The sequence below is a fragment of the Nocardia sp. NPDC059691 genome (genome assembly GCF_042733915.1).
Taxonomy (GTDB): Bacteria; Actinomycetota; Actinomycetes; order Mycobacteriales; family Mycobacteriaceae; genus Nocardia; species Nocardia sichangensis.
The window spans coordinates 17425-39193 of record NZ_JBHWFB010000017.1 but is presented as its reverse complement, the minus strand read 5'-3'; the positions used below and the strand labels follow the sequence as shown (position 1 = coordinate 39193).

The 21769-nt window shown below is 64.7% G+C and carries 21 protein-coding genes and 2 pseudogenes; 13 read left to right on the top strand and 10 right to left on the bottom strand.

All coding sequences use genetic code 11. From position 1 onward, the window contains the following. Positions 1-34 precede the first annotated feature (34 nt). Positions 35-661, bottom strand: coding sequence for a TetR/AcrR family transcriptional regulator (locus ACFV2O_RS30950; RefSeq protein ID WP_379255013.1), 627 nt, complete (start codon positions 659-661; stop codon positions 35-37). A 225-nt stretch (positions 662-886) separates the two neighbouring features. Here ACFV2O_RS30950 and ACFV2O_RS30945 point away from each other — a divergent pair, with 225 nt between their 5' ends. The 12 genes and pseudogenes from ACFV2O_RS30945 to ACFV2O_RS30890 all read left to right on the top strand — a co-directional run. Then, positions 887-1636 (top strand): enoyl-CoA hydratase/isomerase family protein, encoded by a 750-nt coding sequence (locus tag ACFV2O_RS30945; protein ID WP_379255012.1) that lies wholly within the window; start codon positions 887-889, stop codon positions 1634-1636. Further along, a complete protein-coding gene (locus tag ACFV2O_RS30940; RefSeq protein ID WP_379255011.1) occupies positions 1633-2502 on the top strand; it encodes a 3-hydroxyacyl-CoA dehydrogenase family protein in 870 nt (289 codons plus the stop codon). The genes ACFV2O_RS30945 and ACFV2O_RS30940 overlap by 4 nt, the downstream gene beginning before the upstream one ends. After that, positions 2499-3296, top strand: coding sequence for an enoyl-CoA hydratase-related protein (locus ACFV2O_RS30935; RefSeq protein ID WP_039797570.1), 798 nt, complete (start codon positions 2499-2501; stop codon positions 3294-3296). Before ACFV2O_RS30940 ends, ACFV2O_RS30935 begins: the two co-directional genes overlap by 4 nt. A gap of 12 nt (positions 3297-3308) precedes the next feature. Continuing rightward, positions 3309-4247, top strand: coding sequence for a 1,2-phenylacetyl-CoA epoxidase subunit PaaA (gene paaA, locus ACFV2O_RS30930; protein WP_039797572.1), 939 nt, complete (start codon positions 3309-3311; stop codon positions 4245-4247). Then, a complete protein-coding gene (gene paaB / locus ACFV2O_RS30925) occupies positions 4244-4549 on the top strand; it encodes a 1,2-phenylacetyl-CoA epoxidase subunit PaaB (RefSeq protein ID WP_039797573.1) in 306 nt (101 codons plus the stop codon). Before paaA ends, paaB begins: the two co-directional genes overlap by 4 nt. A gap of 7 nt (positions 4550-4556) precedes the next feature. Continuing rightward, positions 4557-5462 carry a 1,2-phenylacetyl-CoA epoxidase subunit PaaC gene (paaC, locus tag ACFV2O_RS30920; protein WP_379255009.1) on the top strand — a complete coding sequence of 302 codons (906 nt, stop codon included), beginning with the start codon at positions 4557-4559 and terminating at the stop codon, positions 5460-5462. Next, entirely contained in the window at positions 5456-5968 is a 513-nt protein-coding gene (gene paaD / locus ACFV2O_RS30915) for a 1,2-phenylacetyl-CoA epoxidase subunit PaaD (protein ID WP_051020665.1), read from the top strand. Before paaC ends, paaD begins: the two co-directional genes overlap by 7 nt. 1 nt (position 5969) lies before the next feature. Continuing rightward, positions 5970-7064: a 1,2-phenylacetyl-CoA epoxidase subunit PaaE gene (paaE, locus tag ACFV2O_RS30910; protein WP_039797576.1), complete on the top strand. Its 1095-nt coding sequence runs from the start codon at positions 5970-5972 to the stop codon at positions 7062-7064. A gap of 23 nt (positions 7065-7087) precedes the next feature. After that, positions 7088-8398 (top strand): phenylacetate--CoA ligase PaaK, encoded by a 1311-nt coding sequence (gene paaK / locus ACFV2O_RS30905; protein WP_039797606.1) that lies wholly within the window; start codon positions 7088-7090, stop codon positions 8396-8398. Between the two features lie 534 nt (positions 8399-8932). Beyond that, the gene (locus ACFV2O_RS30900) at positions 8933-9250 is read left to right on the top strand and encodes a hypothetical protein (RefSeq protein WP_157170788.1); all 318 of its coding nucleotides are present in this window, start codon (positions 8933-8935) and stop codon (positions 9248-9250) included. 224 nt (positions 9251-9474) lie between these two features. Continuing rightward, positions 9475-10419, top strand: a complete 945-nt coding sequence (locus ACFV2O_RS30895; RefSeq protein ID WP_039797577.1) for an NADP-dependent oxidoreductase — start codon at positions 9475-9477, stop codon at positions 10417-10419. A 291-nt stretch (positions 10420-10710) separates the two neighbouring features. Then, positions 10711-10944, top strand: a pseudogene (locus ACFV2O_RS30890) (IS3 family transposase); the annotation flags it as partial. 48 nt (positions 10945-10992) lie between these two features. Here the strand turns inward: ACFV2O_RS30890 and ACFV2O_RS30885 are convergent. From ACFV2O_RS30885 to pdhA, 6 genes and pseudogenes are all read right to left on the bottom strand, one after another. Beyond that, a pseudogene (locus tag ACFV2O_RS30885) lies at positions 10993-11136 on the bottom strand (transposase); the annotation flags it as partial. Between the two features lie 533 nt (positions 11137-11669). Then, positions 11670-12737 carry a Glu/Leu/Phe/Val dehydrogenase dimerization domain-containing protein gene (locus ACFV2O_RS30880; RefSeq protein WP_379255006.1) on the bottom strand — a complete coding sequence of 356 codons (1068 nt, stop codon included), beginning with the start codon at positions 12735-12737 and terminating at the stop codon, positions 11670-11672. Positions 12738-13285: 548 nt separating this feature from the next. Continuing rightward, positions 13286-14668 (bottom strand): dihydrolipoyl dehydrogenase, encoded by a 1383-nt coding sequence (gene lpdA / locus ACFV2O_RS30875; protein WP_379255004.1) that lies wholly within the window; start codon positions 14666-14668, stop codon positions 13286-13288. Next, the gene (locus tag ACFV2O_RS30870) at positions 14669-15970 is read right to left on the bottom strand and encodes a dihydrolipoamide acetyltransferase family protein (protein WP_379255002.1); all 1302 of its coding nucleotides are present in this window, start codon (positions 15968-15970) and stop codon (positions 14669-14671) included. Further along, positions 15967-16968 carry an alpha-ketoacid dehydrogenase subunit beta gene (locus ACFV2O_RS30865; protein ID WP_379255000.1) on the bottom strand — a complete coding sequence of 334 codons (1002 nt, stop codon included), beginning with the start codon at positions 16966-16968 and terminating at the stop codon, positions 15967-15969. Before ACFV2O_RS30865 ends, ACFV2O_RS30870 begins: the two co-directional genes overlap by 4 nt. Positions 16969-16972: 4 nt before the next feature. Further along, the gene (gene pdhA / locus ACFV2O_RS30860; RefSeq protein WP_039797582.1) at positions 16973-18091 is read right to left on the bottom strand and encodes a pyruvate dehydrogenase (acetyl-transferring) E1 component subunit alpha; all 1119 of its coding nucleotides are present in this window, start codon (positions 18089-18091) and stop codon (positions 16973-16975) included. A 152-nt stretch (positions 18092-18243) separates the two neighbouring features. On the opposite strand from pdhA, the gene ACFV2O_RS30855 reads away from it, so the two are divergent. Next, a complete protein-coding gene (locus tag ACFV2O_RS30855; RefSeq protein ID WP_039797584.1) occupies positions 18244-18723 on the top strand; it encodes an Lrp/AsnC family transcriptional regulator in 480 nt (159 codons plus the stop codon). Between the two features lie 191 nt (positions 18724-18914). On the opposite strand, the gene ACFV2O_RS30850 is transcribed toward ACFV2O_RS30855, so the two are convergent. The 3 genes from ACFV2O_RS30850 to ACFV2O_RS30840 form a co-directional block, all read right to left on the bottom strand. Next, positions 18915-20147, bottom strand: a complete 1233-nt coding sequence (locus ACFV2O_RS30850) for an XdhC family protein (protein WP_379254999.1) — start codon at positions 20145-20147, stop codon at positions 18915-18917. Positions 20148-20417: 270 nt separating this feature from the next. Continuing rightward, positions 20418-21341 carry a DUF1028 domain-containing protein gene (locus tag ACFV2O_RS30845; RefSeq protein WP_379254997.1) on the bottom strand — a complete coding sequence of 308 codons (924 nt, stop codon included), beginning with the start codon at positions 21339-21341 and terminating at the stop codon, positions 20418-20420. 36 nt (positions 21342-21377) lie between these two features. Then, the gene (locus tag ACFV2O_RS30840) at positions 21378-21764 is read right to left on the bottom strand and encodes an SCP2 sterol-binding domain-containing protein (RefSeq protein WP_379254996.1); all 387 of its coding nucleotides are present in this window, start codon (positions 21762-21764) and stop codon (positions 21378-21380) included. Positions 21765-21769: the final 5 nt, after the last annotated feature.

Here is a 21769-nt window from a genome sequence, read left to right as displayed (position 1 = left end):
TCGGTAATTACCATCCTCGTTGTTCCGGATCCTGTCAAGAAGTCGTCCGGCGTGGGTGGGTGCGCAGACCGTCGAAAGTCATCGCGACTACGGCGTCGGCGAGTTGGTCGGTGTCCGCCCCGCTGCGCGGGCGATACCACTCGATGAGGGAGTTGACCATGCCGAACAGCAGTCGGCTGATCAACGCCGGGTCGATGTCGGGGCGCAGGTCGCCCTCGGCTGCGGCGTCGTGGGCCAGCGTCGCGACGAACTCGTCGAACTCGCGCCTACGGGTCAGCGCCCGACGCTCGATCGCACTGTTCCCGCGGACGCGCAGCAGCAGCGTCACGTAGGGAAGTTCTGCAACCAGCACTTGGACACTGCGTCGGACCAGGTGTTCCAATCGCGATACCGAACTTCCACTAGTTGCCTCCGGCTCGGTGGTCGCGGCGAAGAGCGCGTTTAGGGCACGCGACAATGCCAGCTCGAGCAGTTCCTCCTTGCTGGACACGTGGTGGTAAATCGAAGACTTGGTGATCCCGAGACGCGTGGCGAGCACCTCCATGCTGGTGCCGTCGTAGCCCTTTTCGTTAAAGACCTTCACTGCGACGGAAAGTAGCGAGTCCAGGTCGTATCCCGGGCGTCCGGGGCCCGGCCTGCGAGTGGCGCGTTCGGAAGTCATGGTCCACATCCTCCCAGGACCTGATGCTCCGGTGGAAACCTAGAAATAGATGTTGATTACCAACCGAATGTTCGGTAATAATCGTGACATCGACAGCAGGAGTTGAGACGTGCAGAACGTGTATCTCGTCCACGGGGCCAGGACCGCGCAGGGCAATCACAGCCGTGGATCGGCGACTCTATGCGTCGGTGTGGGGCAGGGCGTCTCGTTGCCGGTGGAGACACCGTGACCGTGACAGAGCACTTCCGCACCATCGAGGTCACCGAGTCCGACGATCGGATCACGGTCACCCTGGACCGGCCCGCGCAGCGCAACGCCATCAATGGGGCCATGGTCGCCGAACTGCATCGGATGTGCGGCAGGCTCGAGCGAGAGCCCAAACTGTTGCTGCTGACCGGCCGCGGTGATCACTTCGCCGGTGGTGCCGACATAAACGAGTTGCGCGATCGGGGCCGGGACGCGGCGCTCGCGGGGATCAATCGCAACTTGTTCGATCGAATCGCCCGGCTGCCGCTGCCTACTGTCGCGGTGGTCAACGGCTATGCCCTCGGCGGCGGTGCGGAACTCGCCTACGCATGCGACATCCGCATCGCTACCCCCACCACAGTGTTCGCGAATCCAGAACCGAGACTGGGCATCATGGCCGCGGCCGGCGCCGCCTACCGGTTGCCCGCTTTGGTCGGGAACTCCCTCGCCAAGCAGGTGCTGCTGGCTGGCGCTCGCCTGGACGCCGAGACAGCGCTGCGCAGCGGACTAGTACTGGAGATCGTCGACGACGGCGCCCACCTGCAGGCCGGCCACGCGTTGATCGACCGCCTCGCCGGTAACTCCGAACTGGCGCTGCGGCTCACCAAACTCGTGATTGACGCCACCGCTCCGCGGCCGTTCGCCGACGACCTCGCCCAGGCCGTTCTGTTCGAGACGCCCGACAAACACAACCGGATGGCCGAATTCCTGGAAAAGAGGAACCGATGACACAGCATGCACCAGCCATCGTCGCCGTCGTCGGCGGCGGCTGTATGGGCGCGGGTATCGCGCAGGTGTTCGCCACTCTGGGCAGCATCGTTACGGTCGCGGAAGCCGGTGATCGTGCAGCCGCCCACGCCCGCATCGCGAATGGGCTCGACGCCGCGGCCGCTAAGGGCAAGCTCCCGGGCACCATGGCCGAGGAAGTGCTGGATCGGGTGCGCATGGTCGGCGACATCGCCGACCTGCCGGCCGATGCCACCCTCCTGGTCGAGGCCGTGCCGGAAGATATCGCGCTAAAGCTCGATGTGCTGGCCAGTGTGGAGCAGACGGTTGGCCAGGACACGGTAATCGCATCCAACACCAGCTCGCTGCCGATCGGTGAACTGGGCGCTGCCCTTGCCGATCCGGCTCGGTTCCTTGGCATGCACTTCTTCAATCCAGTGCCCGTCTCCAGGTTGGTCGAGATCGTGCGCTCGGCCGTCACCGGCGAGGCGACCGTCACCGCGGTGCGCAACTGGGTCGCTGGGCTCGGCAAGGAAGGGATCGTCGTCAACGATTTCCCAGGCTTCGCCACCAGTCGGCTCGGTGTCGCTCTCGGACTCGAGGCGATTCGAATGCTCGAGGACGGCGTGGCCGACGCCGAGGCCATCGACCGCGCCATGGAACTGGGCTACCGGCACGCCATGGGGCCACTGCGTTCCACCGACCTCGTCGGACTGGATGTGCGACTGGCGATCGCCGAACACCTTGCCACCGATCTCGGATCGCGCTTCGAGCCGCCGCAGCTGTTGCGCGAGAAGGTCGCGCGCGGCGAACTCGGCCGCAAGACCGGTCGAGGTTTCCACACCTGGGACACCAAGGAGACACGATGAGTGCCACCACAACCGAACCCGTCCTCGTCGAGTCCGTAGCGGGGCTGGTCACCCTCACGCTGGCCCGGCCAGACGCAGCGAACGCACTGGACACCGCATTGAAGGAAGCACTGCTGGCCGCAGTGCGTGGGGTGGCCGAGAACCCGGATGCTCGAGCCTTGCTACTGCGGGCGGAGGGCAAACACTTCTGCGTGGGCCAGGATCTCGCCGAACACGCGAAGGTGCTGCGGGACAGCCCCGAGCGTGCGATGTGCACCATAGCCGAGCACTACAACCCCCTGATCGGCGCGTTGGCCGGACTCGAGATCCCAGTGGTGGCCGCAGTGAACGGCGCCTGCGTCGGCGCGGGTTTCGGGATGGCGCTGGCCGCCGATATCCGGGTCGCCGCCGACAACGCTTCCTTCGCCGCCGCGTTCACCGGTATTGGTCTTGCGAGCGACTCAGGGCTGAGCCACGCTTTGGTACGCAGCCTTGGCGTCAGCCATGCTACCGGGCTGCTGATGCTGGGTGACAAGATCACCGCCGAGCAGGCCGAGAAGTGGGGCCTGGTGTATGAGCGGGTGCCCGCAGCCGAACTCGACGATACCGCGCGTGCACTTGCCGTTCGCCTCGCCTCGGGACCGACCGCCGCGTACCGCGCGGTGAAGTATCTCGTCCGCAACGGCCCTCCTGATCTGTCCGGCGCGCTGGAGCGCGAGCGCGCCGTCCAGCGGGAACTCGGCGCGACGAGCGACCACCGCAACGCGGTCGTGGCGTTCCTCAACAAGACAACTCCCGTGTTCACGGGTCGGTGAGGAGACACCTCGATGACGTCCACCGAAAAACTGCAATCAGAGTTCGACCACACCATCGCCGCCGACCAGCGCGTCGAACCGCGGGACTGGATGCCCGAGGGCTACCGCCGCACCCTGATCCGGCAGATCGCCCAGCACGCCCACTCGGAGATCATCGGTATGCAGCCGGAGGGTGCCTGGCTTACCTCGGCTCCTTCGCTGCGCCGCAAAGCTATCCTCATGGCCAAGGTCCAGGACGAAGCCGGCCACGGGCTCTACCTGTACTCAGCGGCTGAGACGCTGGGCACCGACCGCGGTGATCTGACCGCCAAGCTGATCGTAGGCGCGCAGAAGTACTCGTCCATCTTCAACTACCCGAGCCTTGCCTTCGCCGATGTCGGTGTGATCGGCTGGCTGGTCGACGGCGCCGCGATCTGCAATCAGGTCCCATTGTGCCGCAGCTCCTTCGGGCCGTACGCGAGGGCCATGGTGCGTATCTGCAAGGAGGAGTCCTTCCACCAGCGCCAAGGCTTCGAGCTGCTGATGACCATGATGCGCGGCACCGCCCAGCAGCGGGAGATGGTGCAGGACGCGGTCAACCGCTGGTGGTGGCCTGCGCTGATGATGTTCGGCCCGCCCGACGACGCCTCGCCCAACACCGCGCAGTCCATGCGGTGGCGGATCAAGCGGCACACCAATGATGAACTGCGCCAGCGTTTCGTGGACATGAGCGTGCCGCAGGCCGAGGCGCTGGGCGTTAGCCTGCCCGACCCCGAGCTGCGGTGGAACGAAAGCCGCGGACACCACGACTTCGGCACCCCGGACTGGGACGAGTTCACCAAAGTCATCTCCGGTGACGGCCCGTGCAATGCCGAGCGCATCGCGGTGCGCCGGGCGGCCGATGACGCCGGAGCCTGGGTGCGTGAGGCCGCGGCCGCGTTCGCTCAGCACGAATCGAAACGAGCCCGATGATGTTCGGCAGCAACGGGATTCGCGGGGAGTGGCCGCTGTATGAGGTGTTCGTGCGCGGCAAGCGCGGCCTCAACCACGTGCATGTGGGGTCCCTGCACGCCGCCGACGACGAAATGGCGCTGCGGCACGCCCGTGATGTCTACACCCGGCGCAACGAGGGCGTGAGCCTGTGGGTGGTGCGCTCAGAGGCAATTGCGGCCTCCAGCCCGAGCGAGAAGGACCCGTTCTTCGCCCCGAACCGGGACAAGGTCTATCGCCATCCGACCTTCTACGAGATCCCCGACAACGTCCCGCATATGTGAGGCAGCCATGATCGATCACGACAACGCCTACTCCGGCCTGCTGGAGGGCGACGACCACGGTCGGTGGGCCTTCGGCGGCGATTTCGACGACCCACTGGCCGGTGTCGACGCCTCGGTGCCCGAGGGTGTGAACCGCACCGCCCTGGCGCGTTACTGCCTGATGCTCGCCGACGACGCCTTGGTCAGCGCCCAGCGGCTCACCCAGTGGTGCACCCACGCGCCCGAACTCGAAGAGGAAGTCGCCCTCGCCAACATCGGCCTGGACCTGCTCGGACAGGCTCGGCTACTGTTCGCCCGCGCGGCGGCCGCGGATTCCGCTGTAGTGCCGGTGATCTCGCAGACCTCACCCGTCCCTGCTGAGGATGCGTTGGCGTTCTTCCGTGACGCGCCGGACTTCCGTAACGTGAGGATGTGTGAAGTCGCCAACGGGGACTTCGCCCACACTGTCACCCGGATGCTGTTGTTCATCACCTGGCGGACCCTGCTGTTCGACCGGCTCCGCGAATCCGGTGACCCGGTACTGTCGGCGGTCGCGGAAAAGGGCCTCAAGGAGCTCACCTATCATCGCGACTACGCCGGGCGCTGGGTGGTGGTGCTGGGCAACGGCACCGAGGAGTCGCGGCGCCGCATCGAGAACGGGCTGTGGGCGCTGGCCCCGTACATCGCGGAACTGTTCGCCACCACCGACGAGGAGCGGGAACTCACTGGCGCCGGTATCGCTGCCGATCCGGCCGAGCTATCTGCGGACTTCGACCGAAGCGTCGCCACCATCCTCGGTGCCGCCGACCTGACGCTGCCGGCCGCCACAGCGTCCGCGCCGATCGGGCGCATCGGCGAGCACACTGGCGACCTCGCCGCCCTGCTCGCCGAAATGCAGAGCGTGGCCCGTGCCCATCCTGAAGGGCGGTGGTGAGCGTGGCCGCCGACACCCTCGACACCGCGTGCGAACTCGCCGCGGCCGTGCCGGACCCGGAGATGCCGATACTGACCCTGGCCGACCTGGGTGTGCTGCGCGATGTGCGCTCCGACGTGGACGGGACCATTGTCGTGACGATCACGCCGACGTACTCCGGATGCCCGGCCATGGCCGAGATCCGCGCCGATATAGCTCGCACGCTGCGCGGCAGCGGCTACCCGCAAGTGCGGGTCGACACAGTGCTCGCCCCTGCTTGGAGCAGCGACTGGATCACCGAGGACGGCCGCCGCAAGCTACGCGAGCACGGCTACTCGACACCGGGCCCGGCGCCGCGCCGGGGTCCGGTCGCGCTGACCCTGATCCCCGCCCGACGGCGGGTGCGCTGCCCACGCTGTGACTCGCCGGACACCGAGCGCATCTCCGAGTTCGGAGCCACCGCGTGTAAGGCGCTCTACCGGTGCCGGACGTGCCAAGAGCCGTTTGACCACGTCAAGGAGATCTGAGATGACGACCGCAACGGAGCGACCCGCGCCCCAGCAGCGGGCGACGGCGTTCCACATGTTGACCGTCTCGGCGGTGGAACGGCTGTGCGACGACGCCGTGGCCGTCACTTTCGCGGTGCCCGATGAGCTGCGCGAGCGGTTCCGCTTCCGACCCGGACAATTCTTGACCCTGCGGCGCGAGGTCGACGGCGTCGAGCATCGGCGCTCGTACTCGATCTGCGCCCCCGTCGGGCACGCTCCGCGTGTCGGGGTACGGGAGGTCTCGGCCGGGTTGTTCTCCCGCTGGCTCGTACGCGAAGTTTCGCAGGGCGACCGTGTGGAAGTGCAGGAACCGGCTGGCACCTTCACCGCTGACCCGGTCGGCGGCGTTCGTCACCTGCTGATCGGGGCCGGCTCGGGCATCACACCGCTGATGTCAATCGCGGCCTCGGTGCTGACCGACCCCGGTGCGCGCGTCACCCTGCTTTACGGCAATCGGCGCACCCAGTCGGTGATGTTCACCGATGAGATCGCCGACCTCAAGGATCGCTACGGTCCCCGACTGTCGGTGATCCACGTCCTATCACGAGAGCCGCGCGACGTGGAGCTGTTCTCCGGACGCCTGGACGCCGACCGGATCCGTGCCATCCTGACGGATCTGGTTCCCTTCGACGCCGTGGATCACGCCTGGTTGTGCGGTCCGCTGGGAATGGTCACCGACGCGACGACGGTGCTCGCCGAGCTCGGTCTCGACCGGGCACGAATCCACCGCGAGCTGTTCTACGTAGGCGAGGCGCCGCCAGCACCGGACCGGCACCCGCAGGCCGCGCAGACCGGTCCCACCAGCCGTGTCACCATCACCTCGGACGGGCGTTCCACCACCGCCGACCTACCGCGCGACCGCACCATCCTGGACGCGGCCGAGCAGATCCGATCCGACCTGCCCTTCGCCTGCAAGGGCGGTGTCTGTGGCACCTGCCGTGCGCTGATCTGCGAAGGCGAGGCCAACATGCGCCGCAACTATGCACTGGACGACGACGAGGTCGCCTCCGGCTTCGTACTCACCTGCCAGACCTATCCGACCACTGACACCCTCACGGTCGACTTCGACTGCTGACCGCGTTCATGAAGGACTCCGCCATGAGCACCGCCGCTCCCGCACCCGAGAACCTCTCCGACACTGACATCGAGTTCGCCGACCGCGACCGCCTCGCGGCTCTGCAGCTCGAGCGGCTGCGCTGGTCGCTGAACCACGCCTACACCAATGTTCCGCACTACCGCGCGGCCTTCGATGCCGCGGGCGTGCGCCCGTCGGACCTGCGGGAACTGTCCGACTTGGCGCGTTTCCCGTTCACCACCAAGGCCGAACTGCGGGCCAGCTACCCGTTCGGCATGTTCGCGGTGCCGCGCGACCAGGTGAACCGCATCCACGCCTCGTCCGGCACCACCGGCAGGCCCACTGTGGTCGGCTACACCCGCCGGGACCTGGACAACTGGGCCGACCTGATCGCCCGCAGCCTGCGCGCCGCCGGGGTGAACCGCGGCGACATGGTGCACGTCGCCTATGGCTATGGGCTTTTCACCGGCGGGCTGGGCGCGCACTACGGCGCCGAGCGCCTGGGGTGCACGGTGGTGCCCATGTCCGGCGGCATGACCGAGCGGCAAATCCGTGTAATTCAGGACTTCCGGCCCGACGCCATCATGGTTACCCCCTCCTACATGCTCACGATGATCGACGCCATGATCGAGCACGGCATCGACCCGGCCGCCACCTCCCTGCGCACCGGCATCTTCGGCGCCGAGCCGTGGACCGAGTCCATGCGGACCGAGCTCGAGCAGAAGCTGGGCATTCAGGCCGTCGACATCTATGGACTATCCGAGATCATGGGGCCCGGCGTGGCGATGGAGTGCGTGGAGACCAAAGACGGCCTGCACATCTGGGAGGACCACTTCTACCCGGAGGTGATCGCTCCAGAGACCGGCGAGGTGCTGTCCGACGGTACCGAGGGCGAGCTGGTTTTCACCTCGCTGACTAAGGAAGCGTTCCCGGTAGTGCGGTATCGAACCCGGGACCTGACCCGGCTGCTGCCTGGCACCGCCCGCTCCATGCGGCGGATGCAGAAGATCACCGGCCGCAGTGACGACATGATCATCCTGCGGGGCGTGAATTTGTTTCCTTCACAAATCGAGGAGCTCATCCTGACGGTCCCCGCACTGTCGCCCCAATTCCAGTGTGTCCTCGACCGCCCCGAACGCCTGGACCGCCTGACCGTTCGCGTGGAAAGCCGCGCCGAGGCTTCTTCGGAGGACCGCACGGCCGCAGCTGTAGTGTTCAAACAGCTGATCAAGCAGCGAATCGGGGTCAGTGTCGTCGTTGATGTCCTGCCCCCCGACTCAATCGAGCGGTCAGTTGGTAAAGCGCGACGGCTTGTAGACAGGCGCCCGAAGTAGGATCGGTAGAGCCAAGCGAACGGGCACCCTCGTGACAAACGGAGCGCCGTCGGCGGCGGAGTGGTTCGCTGCCGGGCAGAGTCATTGAGGAGGCTTTCGTCCGAACGCTACGCCGCTATACGAATCGGTATTCGACGGTTCGTATAGCTACTACACGCACCATCATCGCCGACGAGTAGATCGTGCAACCCCTATCCGGAGGAAGTTCCGCTAAAGTGTTCCTGGTTTCGTGGACACCGGACCAAGCCGCAATCTGACTGATTTCTCTGTACCCTGACGAATAATCTTCTGGTGACAAATAATTCAGCGTAGAGTGCCTTCGCTGAGTGTTGTAGTAGTTCTCGATTCAGTCGAACGTCTCTTTCCGAAACTGGGCCAGCATCGGCCGGGAGCGAATGTGCACGAGTTCCGTCTTGGACGTCGTGAAGAACGATTCCGTGACCAAGGAACTCAGCCTCGATCGGAAAGAAGTGCGGCGCTTTGTGATTGCCGCCTCACCGGACGAGGTGATTGCCGCTGCCACCTCCCTGGATCATGCGCGACCCTGAAACCCTTACAGGCGACGACAACGAACAACTGAACCAGATCCTGGCCCGCTGTCCGGAACTCGCGACCACCCGCCGCCACATCGGCGCGTTCGCGGTCATGATGCGTGACCGGCGCGGTGACCCGCTATCCGAATGGATGGACCAGTCAGCGCCGACGACCTTTCCGCGCTGCATTCGTTCGCGGCCGGCCTCGAGCACGATCTCGCCGCAGTCACTGCCGGGCTCACCCTGCCCTGGAAGCAATGGTCCAACTGTGGGCACCGTGAACAAGGTCAAGGCCCTCAAACAGCAGTGCTTTGTATGATCAAACCTGGACATGCTCCGGAAGCGAGCACTACTCAGCCACAACTGTCCTGCTCGACTGCCGAAATTCGGCGACCCTCGTAATGATCACACTATCTGTGCCAGAACCCATCACCTTGGCAGGCGACAGCAGAAAAGGCGGTTCATGCGTGATTGCTTTACAACCGAATCCGGCGGGTTGTCCGGGTGGGGACTAATCGGCACCTGCGGAACGTTGCCTAGATCATGAGAGCTGTTGGTATTTACGAGTTCGGCGGTCCGGAGCAACTGCAGGTTCTCGATCTGTCCGAACCACATCCGGGACCGGGGCAGATTCGAATCCGAGTCCATGCGGCGGGAGTGAACCCCGCAGACACCGTGATCCGTGCGGGTCGGCGTGGCCGACCCGAGTGGGATCCGCCATACGTACTTGGTATGGATGCCGCTGGGGTGATCGACGAGGTAGGCCCCGGCGCGTCATGGCGTGCCGGTGTGCGGGTGATGGTTGCGACTGCCCAGGGCACGATGGCGGTTGGTGGGGGGTCCTATGCGGATTGGGTGGTTGTCGCTGCCGAAGCCGCCGCAGCGATACCGAGCGGCCTGCATTTCACTGATGCCGCAACGTTGCCGATGAACGGCTTGACGGCGCGCGACATCGTCGATCGGCTCGATCTGCAACCGGGGGCGACGATCGCGGTGATCGGTGCTGCCGGTGCCGTTGGTGCATATGTCATCCAGCTCGCGAAGGCCGAGAGATTACGGGTAATTGCCGACGCCGCCGATAACGACGAGGTGCTGGTGCGCTCCTTCGGCGCGGACGAGGTCGTTCGCCGGGGGCCCGAGGTCGCCGAGAGGATCCGCGAGGTCGAACCGAACGGCGTCGACGCGCTGGTGGATGCGGCGGTGCTGGGTGAGGCAGTGGTGCCGGCGATCCGAACCGGTGGCAGACTGGCGGTAGTGCGTCCGTGGGAAGGGCCGGAACCGGGGCGGGGGATCTCGGTGCTGCGGGCTCGGGTGGATCTGCGCCTGACGGATGGTGACGCGCTGGATCGTCTTCGGCAACAGGTTGACAAGGGTGTACTGAGTCCACTCCGGACCCGGGCGATGGCACCGGAGCAGGCTGCAGAAGCGCATCGGTTGCTGGCGGCAGGTGGTCTGAGGGAGCGGCTGATTCTCGACTTCTCGCTCTGAGAACTGGCTTCACCACAGAGAATTTTCGGCACTCGTCCGCTCTTCCCGGCTGTGTTGATGTTCCGAGCAGGGCCTCAAGGGTCGGACTCGGTTTACGCACTCTCTGGCCCCGCTGATAGCAGGCGCACAGCAGACCTGACGTCGGCCAGTGGCTTCAATCGGTGACGCCGTCGTCCAGCACCGGCATTACGAGGTGCGTTTGGATCGCCTTGGCAGGTAGAGAGACTGCATATCTTGGCCGTGTCGTCGAGGAAGAAGTATCCGGCCGAGTGGCGTGAGCGGGCGGTGCGGATGGTCGTGGAGGTCCATGGCCGGCATTCGTCGGAGTGGTCTGCGATGCGGGCGGTCGCGGAACTGCTGGGAGCCACGCATCCGGAAACGGTCCGGACGCGGGTGTGGCAGGCCGAGATCGACGTCGGTGACTTCCGGGGCGTCACTTCTGCTGAGTCCGCGGAGCCGAAGCGGTTGTGGCGTGAGAACGCAGAACTCAAGCGCGCCAATGCAATTCTGAAATCGGCGTCGGCGCGATCGAGCGTGCCATTCGGCCAACTCGGCGGCCACGGCGTCGGTGATCTTCGAGATCGTTTCCCGTGAGACGTCGGCGCCGTAGATCTCGGCTAGATGAGTGCGAATTTCCCCAGTCGTCAACCCTTTGACATACAGGCTGACCGCCGCCTCGTCGAACCCGGTGACCCGCCGCGCATGCTCGGGCACCATCTGTGGCCCAAACTCTTCGGCCCGGTCCCGGGGCGCCTCCACGGTGACCGGCCCGATATCGTATGGACGATCGTGCGGCTGGTGCCATTGCGGTGATTGTCAGCCTCCATCTCGGCCGTCACTACACGATCGCCCTTGGCGTATCCGAGATGCTCGGCATCTCCGCTTCCAGAGCGGCCTTCTATGACGCGGCGGGGCACAGCCGTCAACAGACCAGCGGCCCGGTCAACGACAGCTCCTCGCAGCGGGCCTGCTCTACCAGTTCATGCGCGATCCGAACATCCAACCCATCACTAGCAGACCGAGTTGTGTTGTCGTTCACGGTGATCCTCCTCGCAGAAGCGGCGGCAGGCTGCTTCAGCACCTGTTCGGGATCATCACCTCCATCCCCAAAGGTTCCTGACAGACCCGGCGCCGATCGACTGGTACCTGTGGTTCCCGACGGGGTGCGCCGATAGAGAGCGTCAAGTGCCGAGCCAGGTGGACACTTTCGTACCGCGATGGCTACTTGCCGGGTGGTGGCGGCGCCAGCTTCAAGCGGCAGTCTCGGCGCGGCTTGTCTCAAGGCGGGTGCGAGCCACGGCGCGTGCAGCAAGATCAGTTGTGATCCTGCTGCTTTCCGCCAACGTGTACACCTCGGTCAAGATGTCGCCGATCCCGCGGGTGTGTTCTTCGACGGTCTCGCGGTCCCACCCGAGCACCTCCCGGCCGACAAGATGGAATGCCCCACCGGCATTGGCGACGAAGTCTGGGGCGTAGAGGATGCCGCGCTCACGGAGTATGGCCCCGGCGTGGTCGTCGGCGAGGATATTGTTGGCTGCACCGACGACGGCGGAAGCTGGCAGCTCCGCGGCGACATCGGTGCCGATGACCGCTCCCATGGCGCAAGGCGCAAAGATGTCGCATGGTGTCCGCAGAATCTCGTCGACGCCGACGACGGTATATCCGCGTTGCTGCGCCCATGCCATTCGAGCCGGATCGGTGTCGGAGACCAGGAGGCGTGCTCCGGCGTCCGCCGCAAGCCTGGCCACTCCACTGCCGACTGCCCCCAGTCCCTGAATCAGCACACGGAGCCCGTCAAGGGTCCCCAGGCCACGGTAAGCAGCCGTTGCCTTCATCGCCGCCAACACCCCGAGCGACGTGTTGAACGCGCTCGACCCGGCGCCCCCGCGCTCAGGGGAGCGTCCGAAGACGAACTTCGTTGTTTCGCTGAGAGTGTCCATGTCGGCGGAGTTCGTATTGACGTCGGGTCCAGTCCAGTAGTTGCCCTTGAGCTTGTCGATGTTCTCCGCGTGCAGTGTTAGGATCCGGTTCCAGGTGGCCTGATCGATGTCCTTGCGCGGGGCGGGCAAGGCAATGACCGATTTGCCACCCCCCATGGGCAGATTGCTCACAGCCATCTTCAAGGTCATCGCGTCGGCGAGTTTGCCGGCATCAGCGAGGGCGTCTGCGAAGGAGGCATACTGAGCCGCCCGCGTGCCGCCGGCTGCTGGTCCGAGGCTTGTGGAGGAGATGCGGATGACGAACGATGCCCCGGTTTGGGGGTCGTGTCGGGTCGCTGTCAGTTCCCCCTGCCAGCGCAGGGTGTCGTGCAGACTCATGAATCAGCCTTTCGTAGTTGTCGCCACGCAGATGTTGGGTTGTGTCGGGAATCGAAGGGGGATGCTGCCTGCGGAACCGTTACTGATTCGGCATCCGCCGGTGCCCATGAGGCCATTTGGACATCAATGCATGCAAGCTGCCGTTTTCTCAGTTGCCGTGATGCTTCCCGCAGCTTGTGCAGCGCAGGTAATCGAGGAGCGGCGAGACCGAGCGTGGTGATAGAGGCGCCGTGGTCGACGGTGATACTCAACTACGCGGCAACAGTGCCCAAGTTGCCGATCTGCCCGGTGGAGGCCGGCCACGACCCGCAACCTGTGGTCATTCAGGTGCGCGCAGAACAAGGCCATATCGCGGACAACGCGCCCGGCCCACCAAATCGGGAGCGTCTGCGACATCGGGGCCGCAGATGACACGCCCACATCCGGCTGTCTGACCGACGACCACAGTAAAGCAACAGCGACAGAAGAGATGTCCATGAGCGAGGCCAGGGGTGTGAGCTGTCCTCGCATGGAGCTGGCAGGTTTGCAGCTGAACTACCTCCTATCAATTAGCCATGCGCGTGAAGTGGGGTCCCTGAGAGGGCAAGCATGGCTTCCCCGAGTGCCTCGTTCTGTGTGGGGTGGGCATGAATGTACAACGCGACGTCGGTGGGAAGTGCCTCCCACCCGACCGCGAGCTGAGCCTCGCCGATCATGTCACCGACACGATCGCCGACCATGTGCACCCCTACTACCGGTCCCGGCGTGCCCACACCCCCGGCCCGGACGACTTTGATACCACCTGTGGTTTTCAGGATCTGGCTTTTACCGTTACCGGCGAGGTCGTAGACCACGGCGGTAACGTCGCCGTACTTCTCACGCGCCGCGTTCTCGGTGAGCCCGACGGATGCGACCTCGGGATGCGAGTACGTCACCCTTGGAATCAGATGCTCGGCCACAGGCACAGGCGCGAGCCCCGCGATCTCTTCGGCCACGAAGATGCCGTGTTGGAACCCCCGGTGCGCGAGTTGAAGCCCGGCAACGATGTCACCGGCCGCATATACCCCGTCGACACCGGTATGTAGGCGCTCGTCGGCGACAACGAACCCACGGTCGAGGGTTATGCCGTGTTCGGCGAGACCATTACCGACCGTGCGAGGTTCACGACCGACGGCGATCAGCAATACAACCGCTTCGAGTGTCTCGCCGCCTTCGAGCTCGACGATGACACCGTCGGCGGACTCCTTCGCTGCCGCGATCTTGGTTCCGACACGGATCGATATCCCGCTCTTGCGGAGGACCCGGGCGAGTTGTTTCGAGCACCACGGGTCCTCGGCAGGGACGAGACGGGGGAGTGCTTCCACGATGGTGACGTCGGCGCCGAACGAGTTCCACAGGCTGGCGAACTCGACGCCGATGACGCCACCGCCGAGCACGATCGCCGACTCGGGTACGAAGTCGAGATCGAGCGCGTGATCGCTGGTGACGATCCGCTCACCGATCGCGATGCCCGGAATGGTGCGAGCGTGGGACCCGGTGGCCAGGACGATCGAGGTACCGGTGTAGCGGATGCCATCGACAGCGATCGTCCGGTCACCGATGAAGGTGCCGCGGCCTTTTACGGTGGTTATCTTGTGGTGGGCCACCAACCCCTGCAATCCCTTGTACAAGCGGTCGATGGTGCTGTTCTTGTATTCGTGGACCGCCGTGATGTCGACTCCGTCGAACGTCGCCCTGATCCCGAACGACATGCTGTTTCGTATGTTGTCGGCAATCTCGGCGGCGTGGAGCAGTGCTTTGGTAGGGATACAGCCGCGGTGCAGACAGGTGCCTCCGACCTTGTCGGCCTCAATCAATGTGACGGACAGCCCGAGCTGGGCGGCGCGGAACGCGCAGGAATAGCCGCCGGAGCCGCCGCCGAGGATGAGCACGTCGCTGTGTGTGCCGGTCATCTACAGCCTTCCCAAGGCGACAATGGGGTTCTCGAGATAGTCACCGAAGAGCCGGAGGAATCCGCCGGCGGTGCCGCCGTCGCAGACTCGGTGATCGAAGCTGAGCGAGATCTGGGTGATCTTGCGGATGGTCAGCTCACCGTCGAGCACCCAGGGCTTATCGATGATGCGGCCGACGCCCAGAATCGCGGCTTCTGGGTGGTTGATGATCGGGGTGCTTCCGTCGACTCCGAAGACCCCGTAGTTGTTCAGGGTGAATGTGCCGCCGGTCAGCCGTGCCAGCGGCAGTTTGCCGTCGCGAGCGAGCGACGTGGCCTGCTGCAGCTGCCGCGTGAGCTGCGCGGTCGTGAGCGAGTTGGCGTGCTCGATTACCGGAACGACCAGGCCACGCGGAGTTTGGGCAGCGATGCCGAGGTGTACGTGTGCGAACTGGATGATTTCTTCACGATCGGTGTCGACAGTCGAGTTCAGCTCCGGAAATTGCTGCAGCGCGGCGACGGTCAACCGCGCCAGGAGGGCCAATAGACTGACTCGCTCGTTCTCAGGTAGTGATGCGTTGATCGTGTGACGGGCTTGCACGAGGTTGGTGGCGTCGACGTCCACCCAAGTGGTGGCATCAGGGATCTCTCGGCGGCTGGTCGAGGACTTTTCCGCGACGGCCTTGCGGAGGCCTTTGAGTGGAATCCTCTGGGAATCCCGGCTTGTGCGCGTTACTGAGCTATTCGAAGAGTCGGCGCCTGCAAGAACCAGTTCGACGTCGGCGCGACGAATGATGCCGCCTGGACCGGTGGGCGCGACTTGCGCAAGATCGACATTGTTCTCGCGGGCAAGCTTTCGCACGACGGGCGAGATCACGCGGACCGCAGAGGTGGTGGGGGGCAAGGCTGTGGGCTTGATTTCCGCTCCCACTGCGATGGTCGCGGTCGGTCGCACGCGTCGGCGGGGCCTGCGGGTGGCTTCGCGGGTGCCGTAGCCGATGAGAACATTGCCGGATCCGGCGCGCTCCTCGGTTCGGTACTGCTTGTGTCCAGGCTGGACAGCGTCTGTTGTGGCGGCGTCGCCCACAGAGCTGATGGTGATCAGAGGTGTGCCGACCTTCAGTGTGGCGCCTTCGTCGCCGTGCAGGGCGATGACGGTGCCCTCGAATGGGATCGGCACGTCGACAATCGCCTTGGCCGTCTCGACCTCGACGACCACCTGGTCGATGGTGACTGTGTCGCCGATCTTGACTTTCCATTCGGCGATGTCGGCTTCGGTCAGGCCCTCACCCAGGTCGGGAAGCACGAACACCTGGTGACTCATGCGGTCACCGCCCAGCGTGTATCGACGGTGTCGTTCCATTGCAGCCGGTCGACGGTGTCGAGGACTCGGTCGACGCCCGGCAGGTTCAGCCTCTCGAGTTTCGGGGCGGGGTAGGGGATGTCGAATCCGCTGACCCGTAGGACCGGAGCTTGCAGGTGGTGGAAGCATCGTTCCTGGACGCGGGCGGCGATCTCGGCACCCACCCCGGCGAAGCCCTGCGCTTCTTGAATTACGATGCAACGTCCGGTCTTACGAACCGACTTCATCACTGTCTGGTCATCGAATGGCACGATCGAGCGCAGGTCGATCACCTCGAGAGCGTGGCCATCTCCTTCGGCCTCGGCGGCTTCGAGTGCGACCGCGACCGACGGCCCGTAGGCGATCAGGGTTGCGTCGCTGCCGGTCCTGCGCACGGCAGCCTGCCCTATCGGGGACCCGATGGAGAGATCGACATCCGCACGGGTGAAGTACAGGCGCTTGGGCTCGAGGAAGATCACCGGGTCGGGGTCGTTGATCGCCCGTCGCAGGAGGGTGTAGGCGTCCTCGACAGTGGAGGGCGCGACCACCTTGAGACCGGGAGTGTGGGCGTAATAGCCCTCGCTGGAATCGCAGTGGTGCTCGACGCCGCCGATACCGCCGGCAAAGGGAATGCGGATGACCATGGGGACTGACAGCGCGCCCTTGGTCCGGTTCCGGATCTTCGCCACATGCGAGACGATCTGCTCGAACGCCGGGTAGGCGAACGCGTCGAACTGCATCTCGACCACGGGCTTGAATCCGGCCATCGCCATGCCGATCGCGAAGCCGATGATGCCGGACTCGGCCAGCGGGGTGTCGAAGCAGCGGTCGTCGCCGAAATCACGAGCGAGCGTGTCGGTTACCCGGAACACGCCGCCGAGTGTGCCGACATCTTCGCCGAAGACTACGACGTTCTTGTCCGCGGTCAGGGCGTCGCGTAGCGCGGCGTTGAGTGCCTGCGCCATGGTGAGTGTGGGCACGATGTCAGTTCTCCTCGGACTCTGCAGCGAGTTCGGCCTGCACCTGCGCCTGCTGCTCGTGCAGCTGTGGGGTGGGCTCGGCAAAGACATACCGGAACAGGTCGAGTGGATCGGCGGGACGGTCGATGTTCATTCCTGACCGTAGCTCCGCGGCAGCTGTTTCGGCCTCGGCAGCGAGTGCGGCGGCGAACGCGTCGTCCATCAGGTCCTTGCCGCGCAGGTAGGTCTCCAAACGTGCAAGGGGGTCGCGCTGTAGCCACTGCTCGACTTCGGAGGAGTCCCGGTACCGGGTGGCGTCGTCGGCATTGGTGTGCGCGTCGATCCGATAGGTGTGGGCCTCGATGATAACGGGCCCGTTGCCCGCGCGGACGAACCGTGCTGCCTCGTCCATCACCGCGAGCATCGCGACAGGGTCGTTGCCGTCGACCTGCTCGGAGCCGATGCCGTAGCCGACACCTTTGTGCGCGAGACTGGGTGCGACGCTCTGTCGCGCGAGGGGGACGCTGATCGCGAATCCGTTGTTCTGTATCAGAAACACGACCGGCGCCTTGAACACGGCTGCGAAGTTCAGAGCTTCATGGAAGTCGCCTTCGCTGGTGGCGCCGTCTCCGCAGAACGCCAGCGCGATCGTGTCGTTGCCATTGCGGTTCTCGCCGTAGGCCAGGCCGGCGGCATGCAGTAGCTGTGTTGCCAGAGGGGTGCACTGCGGGGCGGTGCGGTGAGTGGCGGGGTCGTAGCCGCAGTGCCAGTCACCGGCAAACATGCTGAGGATTTCTACCGGATCGATCCCGCGGGCGGCCAGGGCGACGGAGTCTCGGTAAGTGGGGAACATCCAGTCCGAAGGCTGCAGGCTCATCGCTGCCGCGATCTGGCAGGCCTCCTGTCCACGGGAGGACGGGTACACGGCCAATCGCCCCTGCTTGGTCAGGGCGGTCGCCTGTTGGTCGAACCGCCTCCCGAGCACCATTTTCCGATACATCTCGATGAGCCGGTCATCGTCCGGGCGCGGATACCGTGCCTCACTTTGTTTCGGCTGACCCGCCGCATCCAGGTACTGCACCGCGGTATCCGCCGGGAGGAACTTCCGGTACTGCAGCGCATCGACAGGCTCCACGAGCGTCACATTGCCTCCAAATACATTGTGTCCTGCCGATCCTCGCAAGCAAGCGGCTAAACGACAACGCTATGCGGAAAACGAAGGCAAACGGACTACAATGTCCGAGTACGTGACAGAATGTCTCACTGCCGTGTGAGCGACCACGCCGAGATGGACAGATGGCCACCGACACAAACGACCCTTATGTACTCGATGCGATTGACCGGCAGATAATCCAGGAACTCGTTGACGACAGCAGAATCTCGGTGCGGGCACTCGCAGAGAAAGTGCACATTTCCCGTGCCCACGCCTACGTACGAATCGAGCGACTGCAGAAGGTGGGGGTGATCGAGGGATTCACCACCCGCATCGCCCACGAGCGAGCAGGCTTCGGCGCGTCTGCATTTATTGCGCTCTCAATCCGGCAGGGCTCGTGGAAAGGGGTTGCCAGTCAGTTGAGTGCTCTGCCGTTCGTAGAGCATTTTTCATTGCTGGGTGGTGATTTCGACGTCCTCGTTCTGGTTCGAGCACCGGACAACACCGCACTTCGCAACTTGGTGCTCGAGCGGCTGCATGCTCTGAATGGGGTCCGGTCGACCAAGACGTGGCTGATCTTGGAAGAAGCCAACGGGCCGCGCTCGATATGGGAACCGCGGTGACCGCGGCCGGAGGACAGTGCCGATTGTCCGAAAAAACTCTCCGAGGAAAGGTGGGGCGCGCTGATCGGGTCAGCACAGCGCAACTCGGGTAGGCGGGTGGGGCGGGACCGCTGCCGACGCCGAAAGATAACCGGTACAGGGATTCGGCGGTAGTTCAGGAGGAAGACGACGAGTAGGATTCCGAGCTGGAGTTACAACGTAGGCTCGACGTTCTCATGAAACTTGTGCAGCCGTGGTGATTCGAGACGATTCGTCTCGAGGGAGTGAATAGGCCCGGTGAGGTCGCGCAGGGGCCGGCCGGTGCCGCCACAGCGCGTCGCGATGAACTCTGCCGCGACGCTGATCGCGGTCTCCTCGGGGGTGCGGCCTCTTAGGTCCAAGCCGAGCGGACTGTGAAGCCTCGAAACCTGGCTGGCGGCTAGTCCTGCCTCACGTAGTCGAGCCAGGCGGTCGGTATTTGTTTTGCGGGAGCCCATCGCTCCGATGTACGCCACCTCGGGCAGTCGTAGTGCCTCTGTCAGGACGGGCACATCGAACTTGGGGTCGTGGGTGAGGATTGTGATCACTGTTCGGGGATCGATCCGGCCTGCGTCGCGTTCTCGGCGAAGGTAGCGGTGAGGCCAGTCGACAACGACTTCATCTGCCTGGGGAAACCGGGTCTTCGTTGCGAAGACCGGTCGAGCATCGCAGACGGTAACGTGGTACCCGAGTAATCCTCCGACTCTGGTCAACGCGGTCGCGAAATCTGTGGCGCCGAACACGATTAGTCGCGGCCGGGAAACGCAGGTCCAGACAAAGAGACGCATTCCCTCGCCACTCCGGTCACCGTTTGGCCCGTAACTCAGTGTCGCGTTATGACCGGCGGCGAGAATACTCAACACATCGTCCCGAACCATGCCGTCGAGCCGCGTGGACCCGAGCGTTGATACCGTTCGGGCGGGCGTGGCTCCCTTCGACCCGGTGTTCGCGCGGTCGGCTGTCCCGTCGGAGGGGCGTACGACGAGTCGGCGACCAAGTCTCGCGGGGTTCGGGTGCTCGATCACGGTCGCGACCGCGACCGCGCGTCCCACCTCGATGTCGGCGGCAATCGTATCGAGTTCGGGATAGGTCTGGCGGCTGACTCTGTCTACGAAGACGTCGAGGGTGCCACCGCAGGTCAGGCCTACCGCCAGTGCGTCCTCCTCAGAGATCCCATACCGCACGAGGACCGGGGTTCGAGAGTTGACCGCCGCCGACGCCAGGTCGTAGACCGCTCCCTCGACGCAGCCGCCCGACACCGATCCGACCGAGGTTCCGTCGGGTCCGACGATCATCGTGGCTCCTGGCGGAAGAGGAGCGGAGCCGAAGGTCGCGACTACGGTGCCGACGCCGACCACTTCACCGGCATGCCACCAGGAGAGAAGTTGAGGGAGAACATCACGCATTCGTTAGGACCTCCTGTCACCGGCTAATCCGCTGGCGAGTGGCCTCGGCGGTCTTGTCGCTGAGGTGAGTGGGGCGGTTCTGCGTACTGTTTCGCGTGGCAGCGATACCGCGGCCACGACCAGCCCAGCCGAGGTTGACACTCGGTCGACGATGGTCCACGGAGTCGTCGTGGCTACGATCCCGAAGCCACTGGGCAGAGATCAGGACGAACAGGCTGCTGAGGGCGGCCGATCTCATCGCTGTCCTAGCTGGGAAGACCGAGCACATGGCTAATGCCTGATCGACGCGTCGACGTCGGCTTCGGTGAGAATGCCTGTGTCGACCAGTCGGCGGAACAGCTCGGGAAGCCTGCGGTTTCGCCGTGTAGCACTGTCGAGCAGACGCCGGGCAAGGTCGGATCGTCCGGCGCGGGCGTGTACAACCGCAGCCCAGAACGCTGCTTCCGGGTTGGCCCCGAGGAGATGATCCGCGCGGACCAGCCGCTCGGCCGCCGCGACATAGCTATGTGCAGAATGGACTTCACGCGCTCCGAGTACGACACCTTGCGGGGCGAAGACCACTTCGGAGATGGCATCGAACACGTCGTACAGGTCGGCCAGCCGGCCCAACTCGGCGATCGGATAGCTGTGATCGTCCACGCGAAGGTCGCGGATCACGCCGTCCCACGGGTCCTGTGTCGGTTCGGTGCGAACCACACGCAGCGCTGCGGACTGCATCCCGCGGATGTCGCCGCCGGCTGTTTGACCGGACTGTAATGCGGCGAGCAGGCGATGTGTCAGATCGCCGTCCGTAGTTTCGTAGCCGTGGACCATCGCGGCGGCGATGGTATCGCTGTCGAGGGTGTTACCAATCGCGAGGGCGTATGGCGCGTGCGCCTCGCTCAGCGCGGGCACGCACAGCCGACCTGTATGCGTTGCGACGTTCCCGGCGACATCTAGGATGCCGACTTGGCGTGTCTCGCGCCCCGCGTCGGCACCGAGAAGGTGGGTTAAAACTTGTCCCGCGTCCATCCCGGCGCGCATCAGCGCGAGCGCGCGTGGGCCGTACGAGGGATCGGCGAAGGCCTGCGTGGCGACCGCGCCGACGCCGGCCTCGGCCCATGTGACGACTGCGCCGACACCGGGATAGTGCGATTGCGACGCCACGCCGAGCTGACCGGCGATCGGGTCGTAGGCGAGAATCGAGAATGTCATCGCGACCTACGACCGGGTGGATCCGATTGCTGCATATCAGAACTCGGTTTCGGTGAGGAGCTGTTCGTAGTGCTTGCGGTATTCCTGGGTTTGCGTGAGCGGCATCAGTGGAGCCAGCTTCGCCACGTCGCCGGTCACCTTTATTCGTTTGTCCATGAATGCGGTGGTCGGCGCAAGCTGGCCGCGTAGCATCGCGACGGAATCGTCATAGGAGCAGATCATCGTACATTGCGCGTGGGGGTCGTCTCCAAGTTTCTGCTCGACGGCGCGCCCATCCTGGACATCGGCGTAATATCGGATCTCGCTTCCACCGGGGGCATCTAGAAGCCGATACTGCACTCGCGCAGAGGCACCGGGGCGTGAGGTAAATGCTTGTTGCAACTCACACTGTCGATCCAGCCACTCTTGAGACGCATATTTCATCGGAT